The 20120-nt window shown below is 60.5% G+C and carries 19 protein-coding genes, 4 tRNA genes, 1 pseudogene and 1 riboswitch; of the genes and pseudogenes, 16 read left to right on the top strand and 8 right to left on the bottom strand.

Annotation, left to right across the window (positions count from 1 at the left end):
* Window positions 1-86 precede the first annotated feature (86 nt).
* The 3 genes from astB to astE are packed head-to-tail and all read left to right on the top strand — an operon-like array spanning window position 87 to window position 2766.
* Window positions 87-1433: an N-succinylarginine dihydrolase gene (astB, locus tag ACM6IM_RS27630; RefSeq protein ID WP_192305794.1), complete on the top strand. Its 1347-nt coding sequence runs from the start codon at window positions 87-89 to the stop codon at window positions 1431-1433.
* A gap of 19 nt (window positions 1434-1452) precedes the next feature.
* Window positions 1453-1743, top strand: a complete 291-nt coding sequence (locus tag ACM6IM_RS27625) for a topoisomerase II (protein ID WP_192305796.1) — start codon at window positions 1453-1455, stop codon at window positions 1741-1743.
* A 12-nt stretch (window positions 1744-1755) separates the two neighbouring features.
* Entirely contained in the window at window positions 1756-2766 is a 1011-nt protein-coding gene (gene astE / locus ACM6IM_RS27620; protein ID WP_414866842.1) for a succinylglutamate desuccinylase, read from the top strand.
* A 150-nt stretch (window positions 2767-2916) separates the two neighbouring features.
* On the opposite strand, the gene ACM6IM_RS27615 is transcribed toward astE, so the two are convergent.
* Both ACM6IM_RS27615 and ACM6IM_RS27610 read right to left on the bottom strand, forming a co-directional pair.
* The gene (locus ACM6IM_RS27615; protein WP_192305800.1) at window positions 2917-3429 is read right to left on the bottom strand and encodes a 6,7-dimethyl-8-ribityllumazine synthase; all 513 of its coding nucleotides are present in this window, start codon (window positions 3427-3429) and stop codon (window positions 2917-2919) included.
* A 103-nt stretch (window positions 3430-3532) separates the two neighbouring features.
* A riboswitch (FMN riboswitch) is annotated at window positions 3533-3703 on the bottom strand.
* A 65-nt stretch (window positions 3704-3768) separates the two neighbouring features.
* Window positions 3769-3891, bottom strand: a complete 123-nt coding sequence (locus ACM6IM_RS27610) for a hypothetical protein (RefSeq protein ID WP_414866841.1) — start codon at window positions 3889-3891, stop codon at window positions 3769-3771.
* On the opposite strand from ACM6IM_RS27610, the gene ltaE reads away from it, so the two are divergent.
* From ltaE to ACM6IM_RS27575, 7 genes are all read left to right on the top strand, one after another.
* Complete coding sequence (gene ltaE, locus ACM6IM_RS27605; protein WP_414866840.1) at window positions 3890-4894, top strand: low-specificity L-threonine aldolase; 1005 nt, start codon at window positions 3890-3892, stop codon at window positions 4892-4894. The genes ACM6IM_RS27610 and ltaE overlap by 2 nt on opposite strands.
* A 146-nt stretch (window positions 4895-5040) precedes the next feature.
* A complete protein-coding gene (gene alaS / locus ACM6IM_RS27600; protein ID WP_201193286.1) occupies window positions 5041-7665 on the top strand; it encodes an alanine--tRNA ligase in 2625 nt (874 codons plus the stop codon).
* Window positions 7666-7756: 91 nt separating this feature from the next.
* Window positions 7757-8998 (top strand): aspartate kinase, encoded by a 1242-nt coding sequence (locus ACM6IM_RS27595; protein ID WP_192305806.1) that lies wholly within the window; start codon window positions 7757-7759, stop codon window positions 8996-8998.
* A gap of 186 nt (window positions 8999-9184) precedes the next feature.
* Window positions 9185-9373, top strand: coding sequence for a carbon storage regulator CsrA (csrA, locus tag ACM6IM_RS27590; RefSeq protein WP_002554426.1), 189 nt, complete (start codon window positions 9185-9187; stop codon window positions 9371-9373).
* A 62-nt stretch (window positions 9374-9435) separates the two neighbouring features.
* Window positions 9436-9526 (top strand) — tRNA-Ser (locus tag ACM6IM_RS27585).
* A 108-nt stretch (window positions 9527-9634) separates the two neighbouring features.
* Window positions 9635-9711 (top strand) — tRNA-Arg (locus ACM6IM_RS27580).
* 71 nt (window positions 9712-9782) lie between these two features.
* Window positions 9783-9859: transfer RNA gene (locus tag ACM6IM_RS27575), tRNA-Arg, on the top strand.
* 19 nt (window positions 9860-9878) lie between these two features.
* Here the strand turns inward: ACM6IM_RS27575 and ACM6IM_RS27570 are convergent.
* Window positions 9879-10391 carry a cell envelope protein SmpA gene (locus ACM6IM_RS27570; protein WP_414866839.1) on the bottom strand — a complete coding sequence of 171 codons (513 nt, stop codon included), beginning with the start codon at window positions 10389-10391 and terminating at the stop codon, window positions 9879-9881.
* A gap of 320 nt (window positions 10392-10711) precedes the next feature.
* On the opposite strand from ACM6IM_RS27570, the gene mgtE reads away from it, so the two are divergent.
* Window positions 10712-12154, top strand: a complete 1443-nt coding sequence (gene mgtE, locus ACM6IM_RS27565) for a magnesium transporter (RefSeq protein ID WP_192305808.1) — start codon at window positions 10712-10714, stop codon at window positions 12152-12154.
* Between the two features lie 98 nt (window positions 12155-12252).
* Here mgtE and ACM6IM_RS27560 read toward each other — a convergent pair whose 3' ends face one another.
* Complete coding sequence (locus tag ACM6IM_RS27560) at window positions 12253-12579, bottom strand: Arc family DNA-binding protein (protein ID WP_192305810.1); 327 nt, start codon at window positions 12577-12579, stop codon at window positions 12253-12255.
* A gap of 386 nt (window positions 12580-12965) precedes the next feature.
* Between ACM6IM_RS27560 and phnN the strand changes: the two genes are divergently transcribed.
* Entirely contained in the window at window positions 12966-13538 is a 573-nt protein-coding gene (gene phnN / locus ACM6IM_RS27555; RefSeq protein ID WP_414866838.1) for a phosphonate metabolism protein/1,5-bisphosphokinase (PRPP-forming) PhnN, read from the top strand.
* Here the strand turns inward: phnN and ACM6IM_RS27550 are convergent.
* Window positions 13513-13692: a PA3371 family protein gene (locus ACM6IM_RS27550; protein ID WP_192305814.1), complete on the bottom strand. Its 180-nt coding sequence runs from the start codon at window positions 13690-13692 to the stop codon at window positions 13513-13515. The two genes, phnN and ACM6IM_RS27550, sit on opposite strands and share 26 nt — an antisense overlap.
* 23 nt (window positions 13693-13715) lie before the next feature.
* A complete protein-coding gene (locus tag ACM6IM_RS27545) occupies window positions 13716-13949 on the bottom strand; it encodes a hypothetical protein (RefSeq protein ID WP_414866837.1) in 234 nt (77 codons plus the stop codon).
* A 292-nt stretch (window positions 13950-14241) separates the two neighbouring features.
* Between ACM6IM_RS27545 and ACM6IM_RS27540 the strand changes: the two genes are divergently transcribed.
* A tRNA-Arg gene (locus tag ACM6IM_RS27540) sits at window positions 14242-14318 on the top strand.
* Between the two features lie 71 nt (window positions 14319-14389).
* Here the strand turns inward: ACM6IM_RS27540 and ACM6IM_RS27535 are convergent.
* Both ACM6IM_RS27535 and ACM6IM_RS27530 read right to left on the bottom strand, forming a co-directional pair.
* Window positions 14390-15253 (bottom strand): methyl-accepting chemotaxis protein, encoded by an 864-nt coding sequence (locus ACM6IM_RS27535; protein WP_412548012.1) that lies wholly within the window; start codon window positions 15251-15253, stop codon window positions 14390-14392.
* Window positions 15248-16030 (bottom strand): annotated as a pseudogene (locus ACM6IM_RS27530) (MCP four helix bundle domain-containing protein); the annotation flags it as partial. The pseudogene ACM6IM_RS27530 and the gene ACM6IM_RS27535, both read right to left, overlap by 6 nt.
* A gap of 416 nt (window positions 16031-16446) precedes the next feature.
* Between ACM6IM_RS27530 and ACM6IM_RS27525 the strand changes: the two are divergent.
* From ACM6IM_RS27525 to ACM6IM_RS27515, 3 genes are read left to right on the top strand one after another with little or no spacing between them, the layout of a single operon-like run.
* The gene (locus tag ACM6IM_RS27525) at window positions 16447-17838 is read left to right on the top strand and encodes a c-type cytochrome (RefSeq protein ID WP_414866836.1); all 1392 of its coding nucleotides are present in this window, start codon (window positions 16447-16449) and stop codon (window positions 17836-17838) included.
* 3 nt (window positions 17839-17841) lie between these two features.
* The gene (locus tag ACM6IM_RS27520; protein ID WP_414866835.1) at window positions 17842-18396 is read left to right on the top strand and encodes a sugar dehydrogenase complex small subunit; all 555 of its coding nucleotides are present in this window, start codon (window positions 17842-17844) and stop codon (window positions 18394-18396) included.
* Entirely contained in the window at window positions 18393-20027 is a 1635-nt protein-coding gene (locus ACM6IM_RS27515) for a GMC family oxidoreductase (protein WP_414866834.1), read from the top strand. The genes ACM6IM_RS27520 and ACM6IM_RS27515 overlap by 4 nt, the downstream gene beginning before the upstream one ends.
* Window positions 20028-20120: the final 93 nt, after the last annotated feature.

The following is a 20120-nucleotide window of genomic DNA, read 5'->3' as shown; positions in this document are numbered from 1 at the left end:
GCGAGCCTGCTCGCGATGGCCGCGACGCGGTCTTAACCAATTGTCACCTGATGCCTATAACAACAGATTCTCGTGGAGCCTCGCTGATGAAATCCTGTGAAGTCAATTTTGACGGTCTAGTGGGGCCGACCCATAACTACGGCGGTTTGTCCTACGGCAACGTCGCGTCCCAGAGCAACAGCCAGCAGTCTTCGAACCCGAAGGAAGCCGCGCTGCAAGGCCTGGCGAAAATGAAAGCGTTGATGGACATGGGCTTTCAGCAGGGCGTGCTGGCACCGCAGGAGCGTCCTGACGTCGGCGCCCTGCGTCGCCTGGGCTTCAGCGGCACCGATGCGCAAGTGATCGAGCGGGCCGCCCGGGAGGCGATGCCGTTGCTGGTTGCCAGTTGCTCGGCCTCGAGCATGTGGGTGGCCAACGCCGCCACGGTCAGCCCGAGTGCCGACACTGCCGACGGCCGTGTGCATTTCACCGCCGCCAACCTCAACTGCAAATATCACCGCAGCATTGAACACCCGACCACCAGTCGCGTGCTGGGAGCGATGTTCGCCAATCAGCAGCACTTCGCTCACCACGCGGCGTTGCCGGCGGTGGCGCAGTTCGGTGATGAAGGCGCGGCCAACCACACGCGCTTCTGCCGTGACTATGGCGAAGCCGGCGTCGAGTTCTTCGTGTTTGGTCGCAGCGCGTTCGACACCCGCTACCCGGCGCCGCAGAAATACCCGGCCCGCCAGACGCTTGAAGCCTCCCAGGCGGTCGCCCGGTTGCACGGCCTGAAGGATGACGGCGTGGTGTATGCCCAGCAGAATCCGCTGGTGATCGACCAGGGCGTGTTCCACAACGACGTGATCGCGGTCGGTAATGGCGAAGTGCTGTTCTATCACGAGGACGCCTTCCTCGAGACCGACAAGATGCTGGCCGAGTTGCAGGGCAAGCTCGCCAGGGTCGGCGGGACATTCCAGTCGGTGTGCGTACCGCGTTCGGCGGTCACCGTCGAGGACGCAGTGCGTTCCTACCTGTTCAATAGCCAGCTGCTGTCGCGTGCCGACGGCTCCATGCTGTTGATCGTGCCGCAAGAGTGCCAGGGCAACGAGCGGGTCTGGCAATACCTGCAAGGTTTGACCCGCTCGGGCGGCCTGATCCGCGAGGTCAAGGTCTTCGACCTCAAGCAAAGCATGCAGAACGGCGGCGGCCCCGCTTGCCTGAGGCTGCGCGTGGCGCTCAACGAAACCGAACTGGCGGCCGTCAACCCAGGGGTTATCATGACCGCGCCGTTGTACGACACGTTGACCCAATGGGTTGACCGGCACTACCGCGACCGCATGACCGAAACCGATCTGGCGGACCCGCAATTGCTGCTTGAGTGCCGGACGGCACTGGATGAACTGACACAAATCCTTAAACTGGGCGCGGTTTATCCTTTCCAGATCAATTGAAGTCGAGAGCGTAAAAAACATGAGCGATACCCTGCAGCTGATCCTTGAAGACACCGACGGCACGCAACTGGAAACCTCCTGCACCCGAGTCGCGGTCCTGTGGCAAGGCAAGGAGCTGTGGATCCAGCAAGACGGCCGTGGCCAGTTGCTGATCGGTGTGGACGTCGAGGAAGGTGACGCCGAATACGCCAACCTGCTGCTGCGCCCATTGGCGACTAATCTGGTCAGTCTGCAACTGGAAATGGAACCGGCTGACGTCGGTGACGAAGACGGTCACGTTCACGGCCCGGACTGCAATCACGACCACTAAGGAAACCGCTCTATGCTCGCCCTCGGCAAACTGCTTGAACTGACCCTCGCCGGCCGCGAACCGGCGGAGAAGACTCAACTGACTGTCGAAGGCGTGCGCATGCGCTGGTTGAGCGAAGGCGCGCTGGAGGTCCGGCCGCCGGAGGCCCGTGACAATGGCCTGGACCTGCTGCTGTCAGCGGGTATCCACGGCAATGAAACAGCGCCGATCGAGCTGCTGGATCGGCTGTTGCATGACATCGCTCGCGGCGATCTGAAGCCGCGCGCCCGTATCCTGTTCCTGTTCGGCAACCCGGAAGCGATTCGCAAGGGCGAGCGTTTCGTCGAGCAGGACGTCAATCGGCTGTTCAATGGCCGTCACGAACAAAGCAGCGGTTCTGAAGCCTTGCGCGCCTGCGAGCTGGAGCGCCTGGCGGCGAGTTTCTTCAGCCTCCCGGACCGCGAGCGCCTGCATTACGACCTGCACACGGCGATTCGTGGCTCGAAGATCGAGCAGTTCGCGTTGTACCCCTGGAAGGAAGGCCGCCAGCATTCCCGCCAGGAACTGGCTCGCCTGCGTGCCGCCGGCATGGAAGCGGTGCTGTTGCAGAACAAGCCGTCCATCGTCTTCAGCGCCTACACCTACGACAAGCTGGGGGCGGAGTCCTTCACCCTGGAAGTGGGCAAGGCGCGGCCGTTCGGCCAGAACGCGGGGGTCAACGTGAGCCTGCTGGAAACCCGCCTCAAGCAGATCATCGAAGGCAACGAACCGGCGCTCGACGAAACCTCGCTGGACGGCTTGCAGCTGTTCAGCGTGGCGCGGGAAATCATCAAGCACAGTGACAGCTTCCGCCTGAACCTGCCGGCGGACATCGAGAATTTTTCCGAGTTGGAACCGGGTTACCTGCTGGCCGAAGACATCGCCCAGACGCGCTGGATCATCGAGGAAGAGGGCGCTCGCATCATTTTCCCCAATCCCAAGGTCAAGAACGGCCTGCGCGCCGGCATCCTGATCGTGCCGGCCACGGACGAGAACCTGGCCTGAACACCACCCATGACAACTGTGGGAGCGAGCCTGCTCGCGAAGCGGTTCAACAGCAACGATGATGTCGTCTGTTGGTCCGCCTTCGCGAGCAGGCTCGCTCCCACAGTGAACTGAGTGAAGCCTAAGGCCCCACCCGGCCATTGAGTGTATTTAGACCGCCACCGCACGTGGCTCGCTGCGACGCAGTGCCCGTACCTTGCTCAGCGTATCGGCACAGGTTTTCGCTGCTTCCTGGCCCTTGTGCACGAAGTGCTCGAAGAAGAAGGTGTGGTGCAGCTCTTCACCGGCATGGAAATGGTGCGGGGTCAGGGACACCGAGAACACCGGCACTTCGGTTTCCAACTGAACCTGCATCAGGCCGCTGACCACCGACTGGGCGACGAATTCGTGACGGTAGATCCCGCCATCCACCACCAGCGCAGCGGCGACGATGCCGGCGTAACGGCCGGTCTTGGCCAGCAGCTTGGCGTGCAGAGGCATCTCGAAGGCGCCGCCGACTTCGAAGAAGTCGATGTCCGATTCCTGATAACCCTGGGCGATCATTTCGGCGACGAAGCCTTTACGGCTTTGGTCGACAATATCCTTGTGCCAGCAGGCCTGGATGAACGCAACGCGCTCGCCCTGAGGGTGTTTGCTTTTGCTGTCGATTGCGGTGGGTTGCATGTTCTGTCTCCTGTTTAATAAAAAAACAGGGCATATGAATCGAAGGGGATCTGAGGGTACGCACGGTCGCAGGAGTACCTGCGCAGCGGCCCTCTGGCGTCAATCCCGTTCTCTCTTCATCCGGACTATGACCGTCGGCCCCGGGATCACACCGGGTCTGCTGACCTTGTCGCCAGGCACCGCCGAAGCCGTGCTGCCGCCAAGCGCTCGCGGGCTATGCGCATTGCGCGCAATTACCGCCGGTGGGGAGTTGCACCCCGCCCTGAGAACGTTTTGCCGTCAGGATGTCTGGCGGCGCTGCGTTTTTAACACATCTTTCCTGCCTGTGCATCGATGCTTTCAGATGATTGCCATCGATTTTTTTGTTGAATCAGGCGCGCCCAAGGGTTGATTAATGGCGAGGATGACCGCAGTAATCCCACCTTGATCCTTCTTTTTCCCTGCTACCGAGGCCAGATTCATGAGCGTTATCGATCTTCGCAGCGACACCGTCACCCAACCGACTCCAGGGATGCTCGACGCAATGGCCAGGGCGGTCACGGGGGACGACGTCTATGGCGAGGACCCGACGGTCAATCGGCTGGAAGCCGAGCTGGCGCAACGGCTCGGTTTTGCCGCGGCGCTGTTCGTGCCGACGGGCACCATGAGCAACCTGCTGGGCTTGATGGCGCATTGCGAGCGGGGCGAGGAATACATCGTTGGCCAGCAGGCCCACACCTATAAGTACGAAGGCGGTGGCGCGGCGGTGCTCGGATCGATCCAGCCACAGCCGCTGGAAGTGCAGGCCGACGGTTCGCTGGACCTGGCCCAGGTGGCGGCGGCGATCAAGCCGGACGACTTCCACTTCGCCCGTACCCGCTTGCTGGCGCTGGAAAACACCATGCAGGGCAAGGTGCTGCCGCTCGACTACCTGGCCAGGGCGCGACGGTTTACCCGCGAACAGGGCTTGCAACTGCACCTGGACGGCGCGCGCCTGTATAACGCGGCGGTCAAGCTCGGGGTGGATGCCCGCGAGATCGCCCAGCATTTCGATTCGGTGTCGGTGTGCCTGTCCAAGGGCCTGGGTGCACCGGTGGGCTCGGTGTTGTGCGGCTCGAGCGAACTGATCGCCAAGGCCCGACGCCTGCGCAAGATGGTCGGCGGCGGCATGCGCCAGGCCGGGCTGCTGGCCGCTGCGGGGCTGTACGCGCTGGACCACAACGTCGAGCGCCTGGCCGACGACCATGCCAACGCGCAATGGCTGGCCGAGGGCCTGCGCGAAGCCGGTTACGACGTCGAACCGGTGCAGACCAACATGGTGTACGTGCAGATCGGCGACCGGGCCGAAGCACTCAAGGCCTTCGCCGCCGAACGCGGTGTGAAGCTCAGCGCGGCCGCCCGTCTGAGAATGGTTACCCACATGGACGTCAGCCGCGCCCAAATCGAGCAAGTCGTCGCGACATTCGTCGAGTTTTCGCGTAACTGATCGCGTTAGCCGTCCAATTGACCGTTTCTATCGTATAAACACGCTGTACCCCGCGCGCAGGGCCGATATAATGCGGCCCTTTGCCGTCGCTTCGTCTGTTGACGTTTCGAACAGGCCTTTGGCCGCAGCCTCCGTGGAAGAACCTAATGAAAAGCGCAGAAATCCGTGAAGCCTTCCTTCGCTTCTTCGAAGAGCAAGGCCACACCCGTGTAGCCTCCAGCTCTTTGATTCCGGGCAACGACCCAACCCTGCTGTTCACCAACGCGGGGATGAACCAGTTCAAGGACTGCTTCCTGGGCCAGGAAAAGCGCGCGTACACCCGCGCCGTCAGCAGCCAGAAATGCGTGCGCGCCGGCGGCAAGCACAACGACCTGGAAAACGTCGGTTATACCGCCCGTCACCACACCTTCTTCGAAATGCTGGGTAACTTCAGCTTCGGCGACTACTTCAAGCGCGACGCGATCACCTACGCCTGGACCTTCCTGACGTCGGACAAGTGGTTGAACCTGCCGAAGGAAAAGCTCTGGGTCACCGTCTACGCCAGCGATGACGAGGCGTACGACATCTGGACCCGGGAGATCGGCGTTCCGGCCGAGCGCATGGTGCGCATCGGCGACAACAAGGGCGCGCCGTACGCCTCCGACAACTTCTGGACCATGGGCGATACCGGCCCGTGCGGTCCTTGCACCGAGATTTTCTACGATCACGGCGCCGACATCTGGGGCGGCCCGCCAGGCTCGCCGGAAGAAGACGGCGACCGCTACATCGAAATCTGGAACAACGTGTTCATGCAGTTCAACCGCACCGCCGATGGCGTGCTGCACCCGCTGCCAGCACCGTCGGTGGACACCGGCATGGGCCTGGAGCGCATCAGCGCGGTGCTGCAGCACGTTCACTCGAACTATGAAATCGACCTGTTTCAGAGCCTGCTGAACGCTTCGGCCAAGGCCATCGGCTGCACCAACGACGCCCAAGCGTCGCTGAAAGTGGTGGCCGACCACATTCGTTCCTGCGGTTTCCTGATCGCCGACGGCGTGCTGCCGTCCAATGAGGGCCGCGGCTACGTGCTGCGCCGGATCATCCGTCGCGCCTGCCGTCATGGCAACAAACTGGGAGCCAAGGGCAGCTTCTTCTATCAGATCGTCGCGGCCCTGGTCGCCGAGATGGGCGAAGCCTTCCCCGAGCTGAAATCCCAGCAGGCGCACATCGAGCGCGTGCTCAAAGCCGAAGAAGAGCAGTTCGCCAAGACCCTGGAGCAGGGCCTGAAGATCCTCGAGCAGGACCTGGCCGATCTCAAGGGCGACGTGGTGCCGGGCGACGTGGTGTTCAAGCTCTACGACACCTACGGCTTCCCGATGGACCTGACCGGCGACATCGCTCGCGAACGCAACCTGACCCTGGACGAAGCGGGCTTCGAACGCGAAATGGAAGCCCAGCGCGTCCGTGCCCGTTCCGCCAGCTCTTTCGGCATGGACTACAACAGCCTGGTCAAGGTTGACGTGGACACCCAATTCACCGGTTACCACGCCACCAGCGGTTCGGCGAAAGTCGTGGCGCTCTATAAGGACGGGCAATCGGTCGACGTATTGAATGAAGGCGAAGAAGGCGTGGTCGTGCTCGACCAGACGCCGTTCTACGCTGAATCCGGCGGCCAGATCGGCGACTGCGGTTTCATTCAGGCCGGCAACGGTCGTTTCGATGTGCGCGACACCACCAAGACCGGTGGCGCGTTCCTGCACCACGGTGTGCAGGCGTCGGGCAGCCTGACCATTGCTTCGCCGGTTGAAACCCACGTTGAAGCCGACGTGCGTCACGCCACTTCGCTGAACCACTCGGCCACGCACCTGCTGCACGCCGCGTTGCGCAAGGTGCTGGGCGATCATGTCCAGCAGAAAGGCTCGCTGGTCGACAGTCAGCGTCTGCGTTTCGACTTCAGTCACTTCGAGGCGATCAAGCCTGAGCAACTGAAGGCACTGGAAGACATCGTCAACGCCGAGATCCGCAGGAACTCCGCCGTTGAAACCGAAGAAACCGACATCGACACCGCCAAGAAGAAAGGCGCCATGGCGCTGTTTGGCGAGAAGTATGGCGACAACGTGCGTGTGCTGAGCATGGGCGGTGATTTCTCCGTCGAGCTGTGCGGCGGCATCCACGCCAACCGTACCGGCGACATCGGCCTGCTGAAAATCATCAGCGAAGGCGGTGTGGCTGCCGGTGTGCGTCGTATCGAGGCCGTCACCGGTGCGGCAGCCCTGGCTTACTTGAACGCGGCTGAAGAACAACTCAAGGAAGCGGCCAGCCTGGTCAAGGGCAGCCGCGACAACCTGATCGACAAGCTGTCGGCTGTGCTGGAGCGCAACCGTCTGCTGGAGAAGCAACTCGAGCAGTTGCAGGCCAAGGCGGCCAGCGCGGCGGGCGACGATCTGTCGGCTTCTGCCCTGGACGTCAAGGGTGTGAAGGTGCTGGCCGTGCGTCTGGACGGTCAGGACGGCAAGGCGCTGCTGGCGCTGGTCGATCAACTGAAAAACAAACTCGGCCGCGCAGTGATCCTGCTCGGCAGTGTCCATGAGGAAAAGGTCGTTCTGGTTGCAGGCGTGACCAAAGACCTGACTGGCCAACTCAAAGCCGGTGATTTGATGAAGCAGGCCGCTGCGGCAGTGGGCGGGAAGGGCGGTGGTCGTCCGGACATGGCGCAAGGCGGCGGTACCGACGCCGGCGCACTGGACGCCGCACTGGCCCTGACCGTTCCGTTTGTAGAGCAGGGTTTATAAGGCAGTGTGTCCGGCCCGTAGTCTAGTGGCGGGCCGGCTCACTGTTTGAGTGATTATTTGGGCGCCCTTCATGGGCAGAGGCGGCTTTGAAATGGCTTTGATCGTACAGAAATTTGGAGGCACCTCGGTCGGCACTGTCGAGAGAATCGAGCAGGTCGCCGACAAGGTTAAGAAATTCCGCGATGCCGGCGATGACCTGGTGGTTGTGCTGTCTGCAATGAGCGGCGAAACCAACCGTCTGATCGATCTGGCCAAGCAAATCAGCGGCGAAGATCAGCCGGTTCCGCGTGAACTGGACGTGATCGTCTCCACTGGCGAGCAGGTGACGATTGCACTGTTGGCCATGGCGCTGATCAAGCGCGGCGTGCCAGCGGTGTCCTACACCGGTAACCAGGTGCGGATTCTGACGGACAGCGCTCACAATAAAGCGCGTATCTTGCAGATCGATGACCAGAAGATTCGCGGTGACCTGAAGGCCGGTCGTGTGGTGGTGGTCGCCGGTTTCCAGGGCGTCGACGAGCACGGCAACATCACCACGCTGGGTCGTGGCGGTTCAGACACCACCGGCGTGGCGCTGGCGGCAGCCCTGAAGGCTGACGAATGCCAGATCTACACCGACGTCGACGGCGTCTACACCACCGACCCGCGTGTGGTGTCCGTGGCTCAGCGCCTGGACAAGATCACTTTCGAAGAGATGCTGGAAATGGCCAGCCTCGGTTCCAAGGTGCTGCAGATCCGCGCGGTCGAGTTCGCCGGCAAGTACAACGTTCCGCTGCGCGTACTGCACAGCTTCAAGGAGGGTCCGGGCACCCTCATTACTATCGATGAAGAGGAAACCATGGAACAGCCGATCATTTCCGGCATCGCTTTCAACCGCGATGAAGCCAAGCTGACCATCCGTGGCGTGCCAGACACCCCGGGCGTTGCGTTCAAGATTCTCGGCCCGATCAGCGCCGCGAACATCGAAGTCGACATGATCGTGCAGAACGTTGCGCACGATAACACCACCGACTTCACCTTCACCGTGCACCGCAACGATTACCAGGCCGCCCAGGGCGTGCTGGAAAACACGGCGCGTGAAATCGGTGCCCGTGAAGTGGTGGGTGACACCAAGATCGCCAAGGTTTCGATCGTCGGTGTGGGCATGCGTTCGCACGCGGGCGTGGCCAGCCGCATGTTCGAATCCCTGGCCAAGGAAAGCATCAACATCCAGATGATCTCGACCTCGGAAATCAAGGTTTCCGTGGTGATCGAAGAGAAATACCTGGAACTGGCTGTGCGCGCTCTGCACACGGCTTTCGAACTGGACGCACCGGCCCGCCAGGGCGAGTGATGCGTTTGCCGAAGGGCGCGGTCTGACCGCGCCCTTTTGTTTTTTGAATGGCGCAGCTGGAAACTGTTCTTTTGCCTGCGCTGGTCAATACTCAGGCATGTAGGGCGGCGATCGTTCAGGTTGTCGGTCGAATGCCTTTTTTTTGCAGACTGTTGTCCCTGAAATGAAATGCGTGAGGAGATAGGTATGCTGATTCTGACTCGTCGGTGCGCAGAAAGCCTGATTATCGGTGATGGCGAAATCACCGTGACCGTGCTCGGCGTCAAAGGAAATCAAGTACGCATTGGTGTCAACGCACCGAAAGAGGTTGCGGTGCACCGTGAGGAAATTTACCTGCGTATAAAGAAAGAGAAGGACGAAGAACCAAGCCATTAATTTTTATCGTTTTTTATGTTTGCAAACGGGGAAGAAGCTGGTTAATATACGCCCCGTGTTGCGGAGAGCTGGCCGAGTGGCCGAAGGCGCTCCCCTGCTAAGGGAGTACACCTCAAAAGGGTGTCGGGGGTTCGAATCCCCCGTTCTCCGCCATTATTCGCTTAGTACGTTGTAATCTGGCTTCTTCGGTAAGTTGTTGAAATTACTAGAAAAAAGCGCTTTACAAAAAGATTTGACGGCCTATAATGCGCGGCAACAAATGCACTCGTAGCTCAGCTGGATAGAGTACTCGGCTACGAACCGAGCGGTCACAGGTTCGAATCCTGTCGAGTGCACCATTTAAGAGTTGTTTGCAGTGATGTAAATGACTTGGCTTCAACCAGTTGTGATCTGGTATAAAACCACACATGCACTCGTAGCTCAGCTGGATAGAGTACTCGGCTACGAACCGAGCGGTCACAGGTTCGAATCCTGTCGAGTGCACCATACACCAGAAAGCCCGCGTTTAACGCGGGCTTTTTGCTGTCCGGGATTTGGCTTTTCCTTTCGTGCATCCTTTCTCATCGAATTCGACGTGAGCGCTGCGACCCTGCCGAGTGTCGTAGCGGTAGCTCGTGGCGGCGTTGCGCACGGTAATCCTGTCGGGCCTGCCAAGCGCGCTTTCGACATCCTGCTGGCTCATGCCGGCGACAATCCGCTGGTTCATGATGGCTTCCCGGCGTTCCCGGGCGCTGATCAGGTTTCCGCAGGCGTCCTTGCTCTGACCCACTACCGTGGGCTCCTTCCTGAGGTGCTCGGGTGCCTTGCGCGGGTCAGCCTCCGGCATCAGTGCGACCGTGCTGCCGGGTGTGAACGTGCGCACCTCCTGCAGCGAGAGACTCTCCCCGGTCGCGCAGCCCTGAGTGCTGAAGGTGATGTGGCCATCAGTGGACTCGCATCGGTGAACCGTCGCGGCCCCTACCGGGATCGGCAGGCAGAGCAGGGTGGTCAGCAGAAAAGAATGTGTATCCGATGGCATCAATCGTCCTCCATGACGGTCTGACACAAGGTTAGTCCGTACATTTTTCAGCGCGGGTGTGTTTTCTTTTCAGAATGAGTCGTCGCATCTTCATGAATCAGGATGACGCTCAGGTTTGTCTCGCAAGCGCTTGTTTCAGCCAAGATTTTTTAACGTTAAAAACCGTCGGGCGGTGTATCATTGCGCCCGTCAGCCCCGCCGGGGCTTGTGGAATACCTCCATGGACTTACCCAGTAGAAATTCAGTAAACCGTTGTTCCAATCAAGAATTGACTGATTGATCCTCCCGGCGTGCTCCGCTGCTGGGAGTGGAGTTCGCCTATGTCCGAAGTTGAAGTAAAGAAAACACAAGACAGCCTGCAGGATCGCCTCGCTCAGGTCGTTGAGCTGTTGCAGCGCCAGCGGGTCGTCGAAGACCTGACTCATCGCCAGGAAGGTCCGCATCAAGACCGGGTCGAGAGCCTGGTTCACCGGCAAAATCTCGTCGAGCTGCAACGCAAGCTCGATGACCTGCACTCCGCCGACGTCGCCTACATCCTTGAAGCCCTGCCGCTGGACGATCGTCTGACGCTGTGGCAATTGGTCAAGGCTGATCGTGACGGCGACATCCTGCTCGAAGTCTCCGACGCGGTCCGTGAAACCCTGATCGCCGACATGGACGATCACGAGCTCCTGGCGGCGACCAGGGACATGGACGCCGACGAACTCGCCGACCTCGCCTCCGAGCTGCCGCGCGACGTCGTTCATGAGCTGATGGAAACCCTCGATGCGCAACAGCGTGAGCGCGTTCGCTCCGCGTTGTCCTATGACGAGGAGCAGGTCGGTGCGCTGATGGACTTCGAGATGGTGACAATCCGCGAGGATGTCAGTCTCGAAGTGGTCCTGCGCTACCTGCGGCGGCTCAAGGAGCTGCCGGGGCATACCGACAAATTGTTCGTGGTCGATTACGACGGCATCCTCAAAGGCGTGTTGCCGATCAAGCGCCTGCTGGTCAACGATCCGGACAAGCAGGTCTCGGAGGTCATGGCCAGCGACCCGGTGAGCTTCCACCCGGACGAAGATGCCTACGACGCCGCCCAGGCGTTCGAACGTTATGACTTGATCTCGGCGCCGGTGGTCGACAAGAACGGCAAGCTGATCGGTCGACTGACCATCGACGAAATGGTCGACCTGATTCGTGAAGAGAGCGAAAGCGAAGTTCTCAACATGGCGGGTCTGCGTGAAGAGGAAGATATTTTCGCGTCGGTCTGGAAGTCCCTGCGCAACCGCTGGGCCTGGCTGGCGGTCAACCTGATCACGGCGTTCATTGCGTCCCGTGTGATCGGTTTGTTTGAAGGTTCTATCGAGAAGCTGGTGGCCCTCGCGGCCCTGATGCCGATCGTGGCCGGTATCGGCGGCAACTCCGGTAACCAGACCATCACCATGATCGTTCGCGCCATGGCGCTGGACCAAGTGAGCACCGGCAATACCTCGCGACTGATGCGCAAGGAGTTGGCGGTCGCGTTGATCAATGGCCTGGTGTGGGGCGGGGTGATAGGGGTCGTCGCCTATATGCTGTACGGCAGTTGGTCGCTTGGGGTGGTGATGACCGCCGCCATGACGCTCAACCTGCTGCTGGCCGCGTTGATGGGGGTGTTGATCCCCATGACCCTGGCGCGTCTGGGGCGCGACCCGGCGATGGGCGCCAGCGTGATGATCACGGCCATGACCGACAGCGGCGGCTTCTTTATCTTCCTGGGGCTGGCAACGATCTTCCTGCTCTGACGCCTCATACGAAAACCCGCCACCGGCGGGTTTTTTTTGACCTGAATTTCAGGCAAAAAAAAGCCAGCGGTCAGGCTGGCTTTGAGCGTTCAGTTGAATCAGGAGGCGTCTGCGGCCATTTCGGCGTCATGGGCAATCAGCGAAACAAGAGCGTTTTGCTGGCGATGGGAAAGTTGGCGGAAGCGTTGCAGCAGCTCTCGTTCATGCAAAGACAGCTCAGGGCTGTCCAGTCGCATGCTCAGCTCTTCACCCAGTGCGCCTTCCTGAATAAGACTCTGCTCCAGGCGCGCAATGATTTCGGAGTTCATGCTGCGATGGTGATTGCGGGCCACCTCGGCAATGCGTTCACGCATTCCGTCTGGCAGACGTACGACAAACTTGTCAGCCGTACGGCTGGAATAAATTGCCTGTTTCGCTGGGCGCATATATTTAACCGGTTAGTTCAGGGGAGCGGTTCTCGGGATTGGCCGCACGATGTCTGATAGGACAAGCACTTCGACCAAATGTTCAACCTGAATTGAAAGAGGCTCGCATCATGCCTCAAAGTAGCCAGATCATTGGCGTCAATTCTGTGACAAATATTGAACCGGATAAAGGCTTTATGCCAGCACCAATTATCAGAAATGCGGACTGGTTTGAAAAGCGCACCTCGATCCGTATCGCTGACCGCGTCCTGTTGCCCGACAGGCGGTGTCCGGAGACCTCCGAAGGGGCAAACAATGCGAACTCCGTCACATTTCCTTATCTTATACAGAATAGTGGCAAATGGCCGATTTACTAGTGGCAATTCGATCATAGGGGCTGATTCAGGATGGATGGCAGGCTGATTTACCTGATGGGGCCGTCAGGGTCCGGCAAGGACAGCCTTATCGAGGCCGCGCGGCAGCGGTTGCTGACGCAGGGATGCGAAGTCGTGCGTCGGATCATCACGCGTTCGGCGGAAGCGGTGGGGGAGGATGCGATTGGCGTCTCCCGCGAAGAATTTGCGCGCCGCCAGCAGCAGGGGGACTTCGCGTTGCACTGGCATGCCAATGGTCTGGATTACGCGATCCCGGTGTCGATCGATCAATGGCTGCTGGAGGGGCGCGATGTGTTGGTCAACGGCTCTCGTGGGCATCTGAGCCAGGCACGGGCGCGTTACCCAACGCTGCTGCCGATCCTGTTGACGGTCACCGATGATGTGCTGCGCGAGCGGCTACTGCGGCGTGGGCGTGAAAGCCCGGAGGAGATTGATGCGCGGTTGCGGCGCAATCAAATGTTCGTGGCTGATGACGAGGTGGGCGATACCCGCATTTATCGCCTGGACAACTCCGCCGACCTTGCCACGACGGTCGACCATTTGATGGACGTGCTGAAAATCAGCGCAGTACCGGATCGAACTTGATCTTGCGACCGGCAATCAGCGCCAGCACGAACAGCACCGAGAACACACCGCAGGCAATCAGGGGCAGGGTGACCATTGAATCCTGGAACAGGGACAAATGAAGAATCCCGCTCAGAAGGGCGAGAATGAAAAATCCCGCGGCTGACTTGGACATGCTGTGCTCCTTCGGTGATGGGGTCAAAATGCTAGGCGTTCGGAAGAGGGCGCCGGTTGCGAATAACTGTCCTGGGTGACTGGCTGGCCGATCACCTCATGCTGGCTGCCCTGCACCGCCCACTGCGGCGCCTTCTGCAATTGCAGGTAGTGCGGCATGTGCTGGGCCACCGGCTCAGCGCCGTTCTCAGGGGCAAAATGAAAGCCCAGCACAATCGCCAGGGCGACGGCATTCGAAAGTAAAAGGGCTGTGTTCATGAGGCGGGCCTCCATTGTTCTTTGCGAACAACGGAAGCAGCCGGCGTGCCAACAGTCTAACGTCTATTAAATCATTTAAAAACAGTACGTTAGGAGGGTGTGTCGAGGTGCGCGCATTGCAATTTGCATTGATAGCATTTTGCATTGATGCAATTTGCCCGACAAACAAATCCCGCCCTGTCGGAGGGCGCCTGCCTACACTTAAAAAGCCCCACGGACGACATGACAAACGCAGGCATGCCCGTTAACATGCACGCCGTCCATCGCACCGCGTTTCTCGTGGTCGACTTGTGTCTCAGTAGCTCAATTGGATAGAGCATCCCCCTCCTAAGGGGAAGGTTGGCAGTTCGAACCTGCCCTGGGACACCACTCTTCAGCCAGCCAGCGCGATTGCGCGCTGACTGTCACGCTTCAGCTTCCCTGCCCATCAAGCCGCACCGTTACAAGCGGAAACGGCTGACCAGCGTATTGAACGACGCCGCCAGGTTGGACAGTTCCTGGGTTGAAGCGCTGGTCTGATGCGCACCTGCCGCCGTTTGCGTGGAAAGGTCCTGGATGTTGACCAGGTTGCGATCCACTTCCCGCGCCACGTGCGCCTGTTCTTCGGACGCGGTGGCGATCACGAGGTTGCGGTCGTTGATCTGGGAGATGCCGTCGGCAATCAGCTCCAGCGCCTGGCCCGTCGCCTGCGCCAGGCTTTGGGTTTCGCTGACCAGCGACTGGCTTTTACCCATGGCGCCCACGGCTTCGTCGGCACTGTTGCGAACGCTGTTGATCATGCCTTCGATCTCGCCGGTCGAGGCCTGGGTCCTGGCCGCGAGGGCACGGACCTCGTCGGCGACCACGGCAAAACCGCGACCCTGTTCGCCGGCCCGGGCCGCTTCGATGGCGGCGTTCAGTGCCAGAAGGTTGGTCTGCTCGGCGATCCCGCGAATCACATCCAGCACCTTGCCGATGTCCCGCACCTGTTCAGCCAGATCCTTGACCATGGTGGTGGAGGTGGCGATTTCGGTCGTGGCATTGTTGATCGCCGCGACTGCATTTCGCGCCTGGTCGCGGCCATTGCTGGCTTGCAGGCTGGTCGCCTGGGAGGCCTCTGAAGTGGAGACGGCATTGCGCGCCACTTCTTCCACGGCGGAGGTCATTTCCGTGACGGCGGTGGCGGCCTGTTGAATCTCGTCGTTCTGGCGGATCAAGCCACGGCTGCCATTGTCGGTGACGGCAGTCAGCTCTTCAGCGGCGGACGCCAACTGGTCGGCTGCGCTGGCGATCTGCTCGATGGTGTTTTTCAGGCTGCCCTGCATGTCGGCCAGTGCCGTGAGCAGTTGGCCGGCCTCGTCGCGACCGGTGCTGGTGATGTGCTGGGTCAGGTCACCCCCGGCGATGCTGCGGGCGCTCGCAACGGCGTAGGCGATGGGACGGCTGATCAGGCGACTGATGAACAGGCCGAGCAGGATCGCGGCGATGAAGGCGAGCACGATGCCGATGTACAGCGAGGTCTTGGCCGACGACTCCGACAGCACCGAATTCTTGGCCGCTTCACTGACTTGCAGGTCGTTGGATTCGGACATGATGGTCAATTCGTCCATGACCACGCGGTAGGTCTTCTGCAAATCTCCCATGAGCAGGAGGCGGCCGTTCTCCAGGTCGCCGGCCTTCATCAGTTCCAGGTACTTTTGCACGATCGCCTGATACACCGGCCAGACTTTTTCCATCCTGTCGCCCGCGGCTCGCTCGTCGTCGGCCAGCCTGGTTTTCCTGTACTCGACAAAGGCTTTTTCGCTCGCCTGCTGGTTGGCCTTCATCGACGCGAGGAACTCGTCTTTGGTGCTCTGCGGCAAACCGGCGGCCGTGGCGACGTACAGCCGATACATGTCGCGGGTCTGTCCAACTGCCTTGATTTTGGTCTGCGCGATGCCGGCGACAGCCACCAGGTTGTTGCTGAACACCGACCTCAAGCTTGTCGAGAGCTCACTCACGCCCCGGCTGCCCAGCAGGCCGACTCCCAACGTGATGAAGGCACACAGCGCAAAGGCTGTGATCAATTTGGTCGAGAGTTTTGCGTCATTGATCCAACTCATAAGGCATCCTGCGGGCAATTGGGGGGTGGGGAGTTCCGGGTCGAAACTCGTCCAGAAAAAAATCTAGTCGTCGTACGTCTTTCGGCAGAAGACCGAAAGTCTGTAGGGTTGCTTGCTGCTTTTTTGCCATTTTTTGTAACAAAAATGGCCCGGTTTCTCTGCGGAATCCGCATGTTAAAGCGCGATATTTTTATCAACAATCCTTGAGAGTGCCGATTTAGAGCATTCAGCACAAACATACAAAAGATGGCACTTGGCCTTTTCTTCTTGTTGCCAAGTGTTACATTGTGTGAAATATTCCCCGCAAATTCATACGACATCGTACCTCTTGATCTTGGTTTTCAAGGTGAAGGGGACAGGTGTTCCTGTTTTTCACAACCGTGAAAAAACCAAAGCAGTTGCCTGGGGAAGGACTCATGCCGCGTCGCATTGATAAAGGAAAAAGCAGGGCGTATGCCTTTGCAGGTTTGATTACGCTGACGCTCGCCACGGCCGGCGTGGCCCGTGGCGAGTCACTCGACAGCGCCTCGTCCGCCGGCAAGCGCCTGGCTGTAGCCGCCGACTGTGTGGCGTGTCACACCGCACCGGGCGGGAAGGCGTTTGCCGGTGGCTACTCGCTCAGCTCGCCGATGGGCACCATCTTCTCGACCAACATCACGCCTTCGAAAACCGCCGGTATCGGCAACTACACCGCCGAGCAATTCGCCCGCGCCGTACGGGATGGCGTCACGCCTGATGGCACCCACCTGTACCCGGCAATGCCGTACACCTCCTATTCGAAGATGACCGACAGCGACATCGCCGCGCTCTACGATTACTTCATGCATGAAGTGCAGCCGGTCGATACGCCGAACCGGAAAACCGCGCTGGACTTCCCGTTCAGTGTCCGTGCCTCGATGATCGGGTGGAACGCCCTGTTCCACAGCACGCGGCGCTTCACACCGGACCCGGCCAAGTCGGCCGAGGTCAACCGTGGCGACTACCTGGTCAACGGCCTGGCTCACTGCGATACCTGCCACACCCCGCGCAACCTGCTGATGGCGGCTGACAGTGGCAAGCCGCTGGCCGGCGGATCGCTGGGCAGTTGGTATGCCCCCAACATCACCTCCGACAAGGTCAGCGGTATTGGCGCCTGGTCGAGCGACGAGCTCGTCGCGTACCTGCGCACCGGGCATGTCGAGGGCAAGGCCCAGGCCGCTGGCCCCATGGCCGAGGCGGTCGAGCACAGCCTGCAATACCTGAGCGACGCCGATCTCAAGGCCATCGCCACTTACCTGCTGCAGACCACGCCGATCAAGACCGGCGAGGCCAAGGCCCGCCATGAGTACGGTCAGGCGTCGGCCGATGAGCTGACCCTGCGCGGCGGCAAGCCCGAAGACAACCCGGGCTGGCACATTTTCAGCGGCACCTGTGCCAACTGTCACCAGCCAAACGGCCAGGGCAACAAGGAATTTCCTTCGCTGTTCAACAACACCGCCACCGCGCGCAGCGACAACCTGATCGCGACCATCGTGTACGGCGTGCATCGCGAAGTCGGCGGCGTGGCCATCGACATGCCCGGGTTTGGCCCGGACGCGCTGTTCACCGATCGCCTGAACGATCAGCAGATTGCCGACGTCAGCAACTACGTGCTGTCGCGCTACGGCAATGCCGATCGCGTCGTTTCGGCGGCCGATGTGGCGCTGGTCCGTGAAGGTGGCCCGAAGGCGCCGCTGGCGGTGCTGGCGAAGTTCACGGTCCCGGCAGTCATCCTCGTGTGCGTGCTGATCGGCCTGTTGGTGTTTTCCCGTCGTCGCAAGGGAGCCTGAGTAATGGACACTTCAATGACGCACAAGCAAGTTTCGGTTCAAGCCGAAGCCCCGACAGGGTTCTCCCGGCGCAATCTGTTGCGCGGTTCCGTGGCCCTTGGGCTGACGGCGCTGGTCAGCGGCGCAATGCCCTGGCAGTCGGTGCTGGCCGCGCAGGTTTCCAGTGACGACTTCATCGCGCTGTCGCAGTTTCTGGTCAGTCGCCCGGTCAACCCGGTGTTGGCCGCGCGCTACTACGCCGCGCTGGACAAGCGCGCGCCGAATTTCTCGACCAATGCCCTGGCCCTGAAACAACTGATCCAGGCCAAGGGCTACAAGCATGTCGATGAGTACCTGGCCCAGCCCGACGCGGATGCGTCGCTGAAGGCGACGGCCACCAGCATCATCTCGGCCTGGTACCTGGGCATCGTCGGAGAGCCGGCGGATGCGGAGCTGGTCGCTTATTCCCAAGCCATGATGTACCTGCCGACCCACGGCATTCTCATCATCCCAACTTACGGTGGCGGCCCGGCTACATGGGGCGCCAAACCAGCAGCTATTCAGGATGCGAAAGTATGAGCAGCGATCAATTCGATGCCGATGTGGTCATCATCGGCTCCGGCGTCATGGGCGGCCTGATCGCCACGGGTCTGGCCAAGGCGAACAAGTCGGTGATCGTGCTCGAGGCCGGTCCTCGGGTGAATCGCCGTGACGTCGTGGAGACCTTCCGCAATGCCCCGGTCAAGCTGTCGCTGGCCAACGCCAAGTTGCAGGGTGCGGGTTCGCCGTACCCGAGCCTGCCCCACGCGCCGTCCACGTACGGCGATTATCTGCAACAGGTCGGCCCGGTGAAATACAACACCTCCTACCTGCGAGTGGTCGGTGGCACCACCTGGCACTTCGGCTCGTCCCTGTGGCGCATGCTGCCCAACGACTTCCGCCTCAAATCGCTCTACGGTCGTGGTCGTGACTGGCCGATCAGTTATGACGAACTGGAGCCGTTCTACGCCCGCGCCGAACTCGAGCTGGGCGTCTCCGGTGTCGATGGCCAGGATGAAAGCGGGCAGGGCGGCGAAGCATTCCCGCCGCGTTCGATTCCATACCCGATGGAAGGGCTGAAACCGAGCTACATGTTCAAGCGCCTGTCCGAGTTGTTGAGCAAGGGCGGCTACAACCCGATCCTCGAGCCCAATGGTCGGGCCACCCGGCCCTACGGCAAGCGCCCGCCCTGCGCTGGTAACAACAACTGCAACCCGGTGTGCCCGACGGCCGCCAAGTACGACGGTTCGATGCACATCGATGAGGCCGAGCGCCATGGCGCCAAGGTTCTGGACAATTCGGTCGTGTACAGGATCGAAGCCGGCGACGATGGCAAAATCACCGCGATCTGGTACATGCGCCCCGACAAGTCCAAGCACAAGTTGACCGCCCGCGCCTTTGTCCTCGCGGCCTACGGCATTGAATCGCCGAAGCTGTTGCTGATGTCGACATCGGACAAATACCCGAACGGGATTGCCAACTCTTCGGACCAGGTCGGGCGTAACCTGATGGACCACACCGGCATCAGCATGAACGTCATGACCAAGGAAGACATGTGGCCGGGCCAGGGGCCGACGCAATTGCTGGTCTACCTGAACAGCCGCGATGGTGCGTTCCGCGAGCAGTATCCGAGCTACAAGATCAAGGTCCGTAACACCGTGCCGACCTCGCAGATCACCTCGAACCTGATCGCCAAAGGCGTGCTGGGCTCCAAGCTGGATGAGCAGATCCAACTGCAATCGGCGCGCTCGCTGAACTGGGCCGTGGACTTCGAAACCCTGCCGCTCCCGGAAAACCGCGTCACGCCGAGCAAGACCAAGTTCGATGCCATTGGCCTGCCGGTGCCGGAAATCTACTACAGCGTGCCGGACTACTGGCACGCCGGCAAAGAAAAGGCGCTGGAAGACTTCAAGCAGTTCGCCAAACTGCTCGATGCCGACATCGTCAGCACCGACGTGGGCTTCCAGAACCGTCAGCACATCATGGGCACGACCATCATGGGCGACGATCCGAAGGACTCGGTGGTCGACCGCGATTGCCGAACCCATGACCACCCGAACCTGTTCATCGCCGGGACCAGCGTGATGCCATCGTCCTCCTGCGTGAACCCGACACTGACAGGTGCGGCGTTGAGTATCCGCATCGCCGACGTGCTGGTGGGCGAGGTCTGACTCGCGGGTTGTCCCTTGCGTTCGAAATAAAAGCAGTATCGTGAATAATCAGCCCGGCTTTGTTAAGTTGGGCGCCTTCACCTACTGCTTTTT

The organism is Pseudomonas sp. IT-P12 (assembly GCF_949767465.1).
GTDB lineage: Bacteria > Pseudomonadota > Gammaproteobacteria > Pseudomonadales > Pseudomonadaceae > Aquipseudomonas.
Note: the sequence above shows the minus strand (reverse complement) of the source record. Positions and strands in the feature narration are given on the sequence as shown.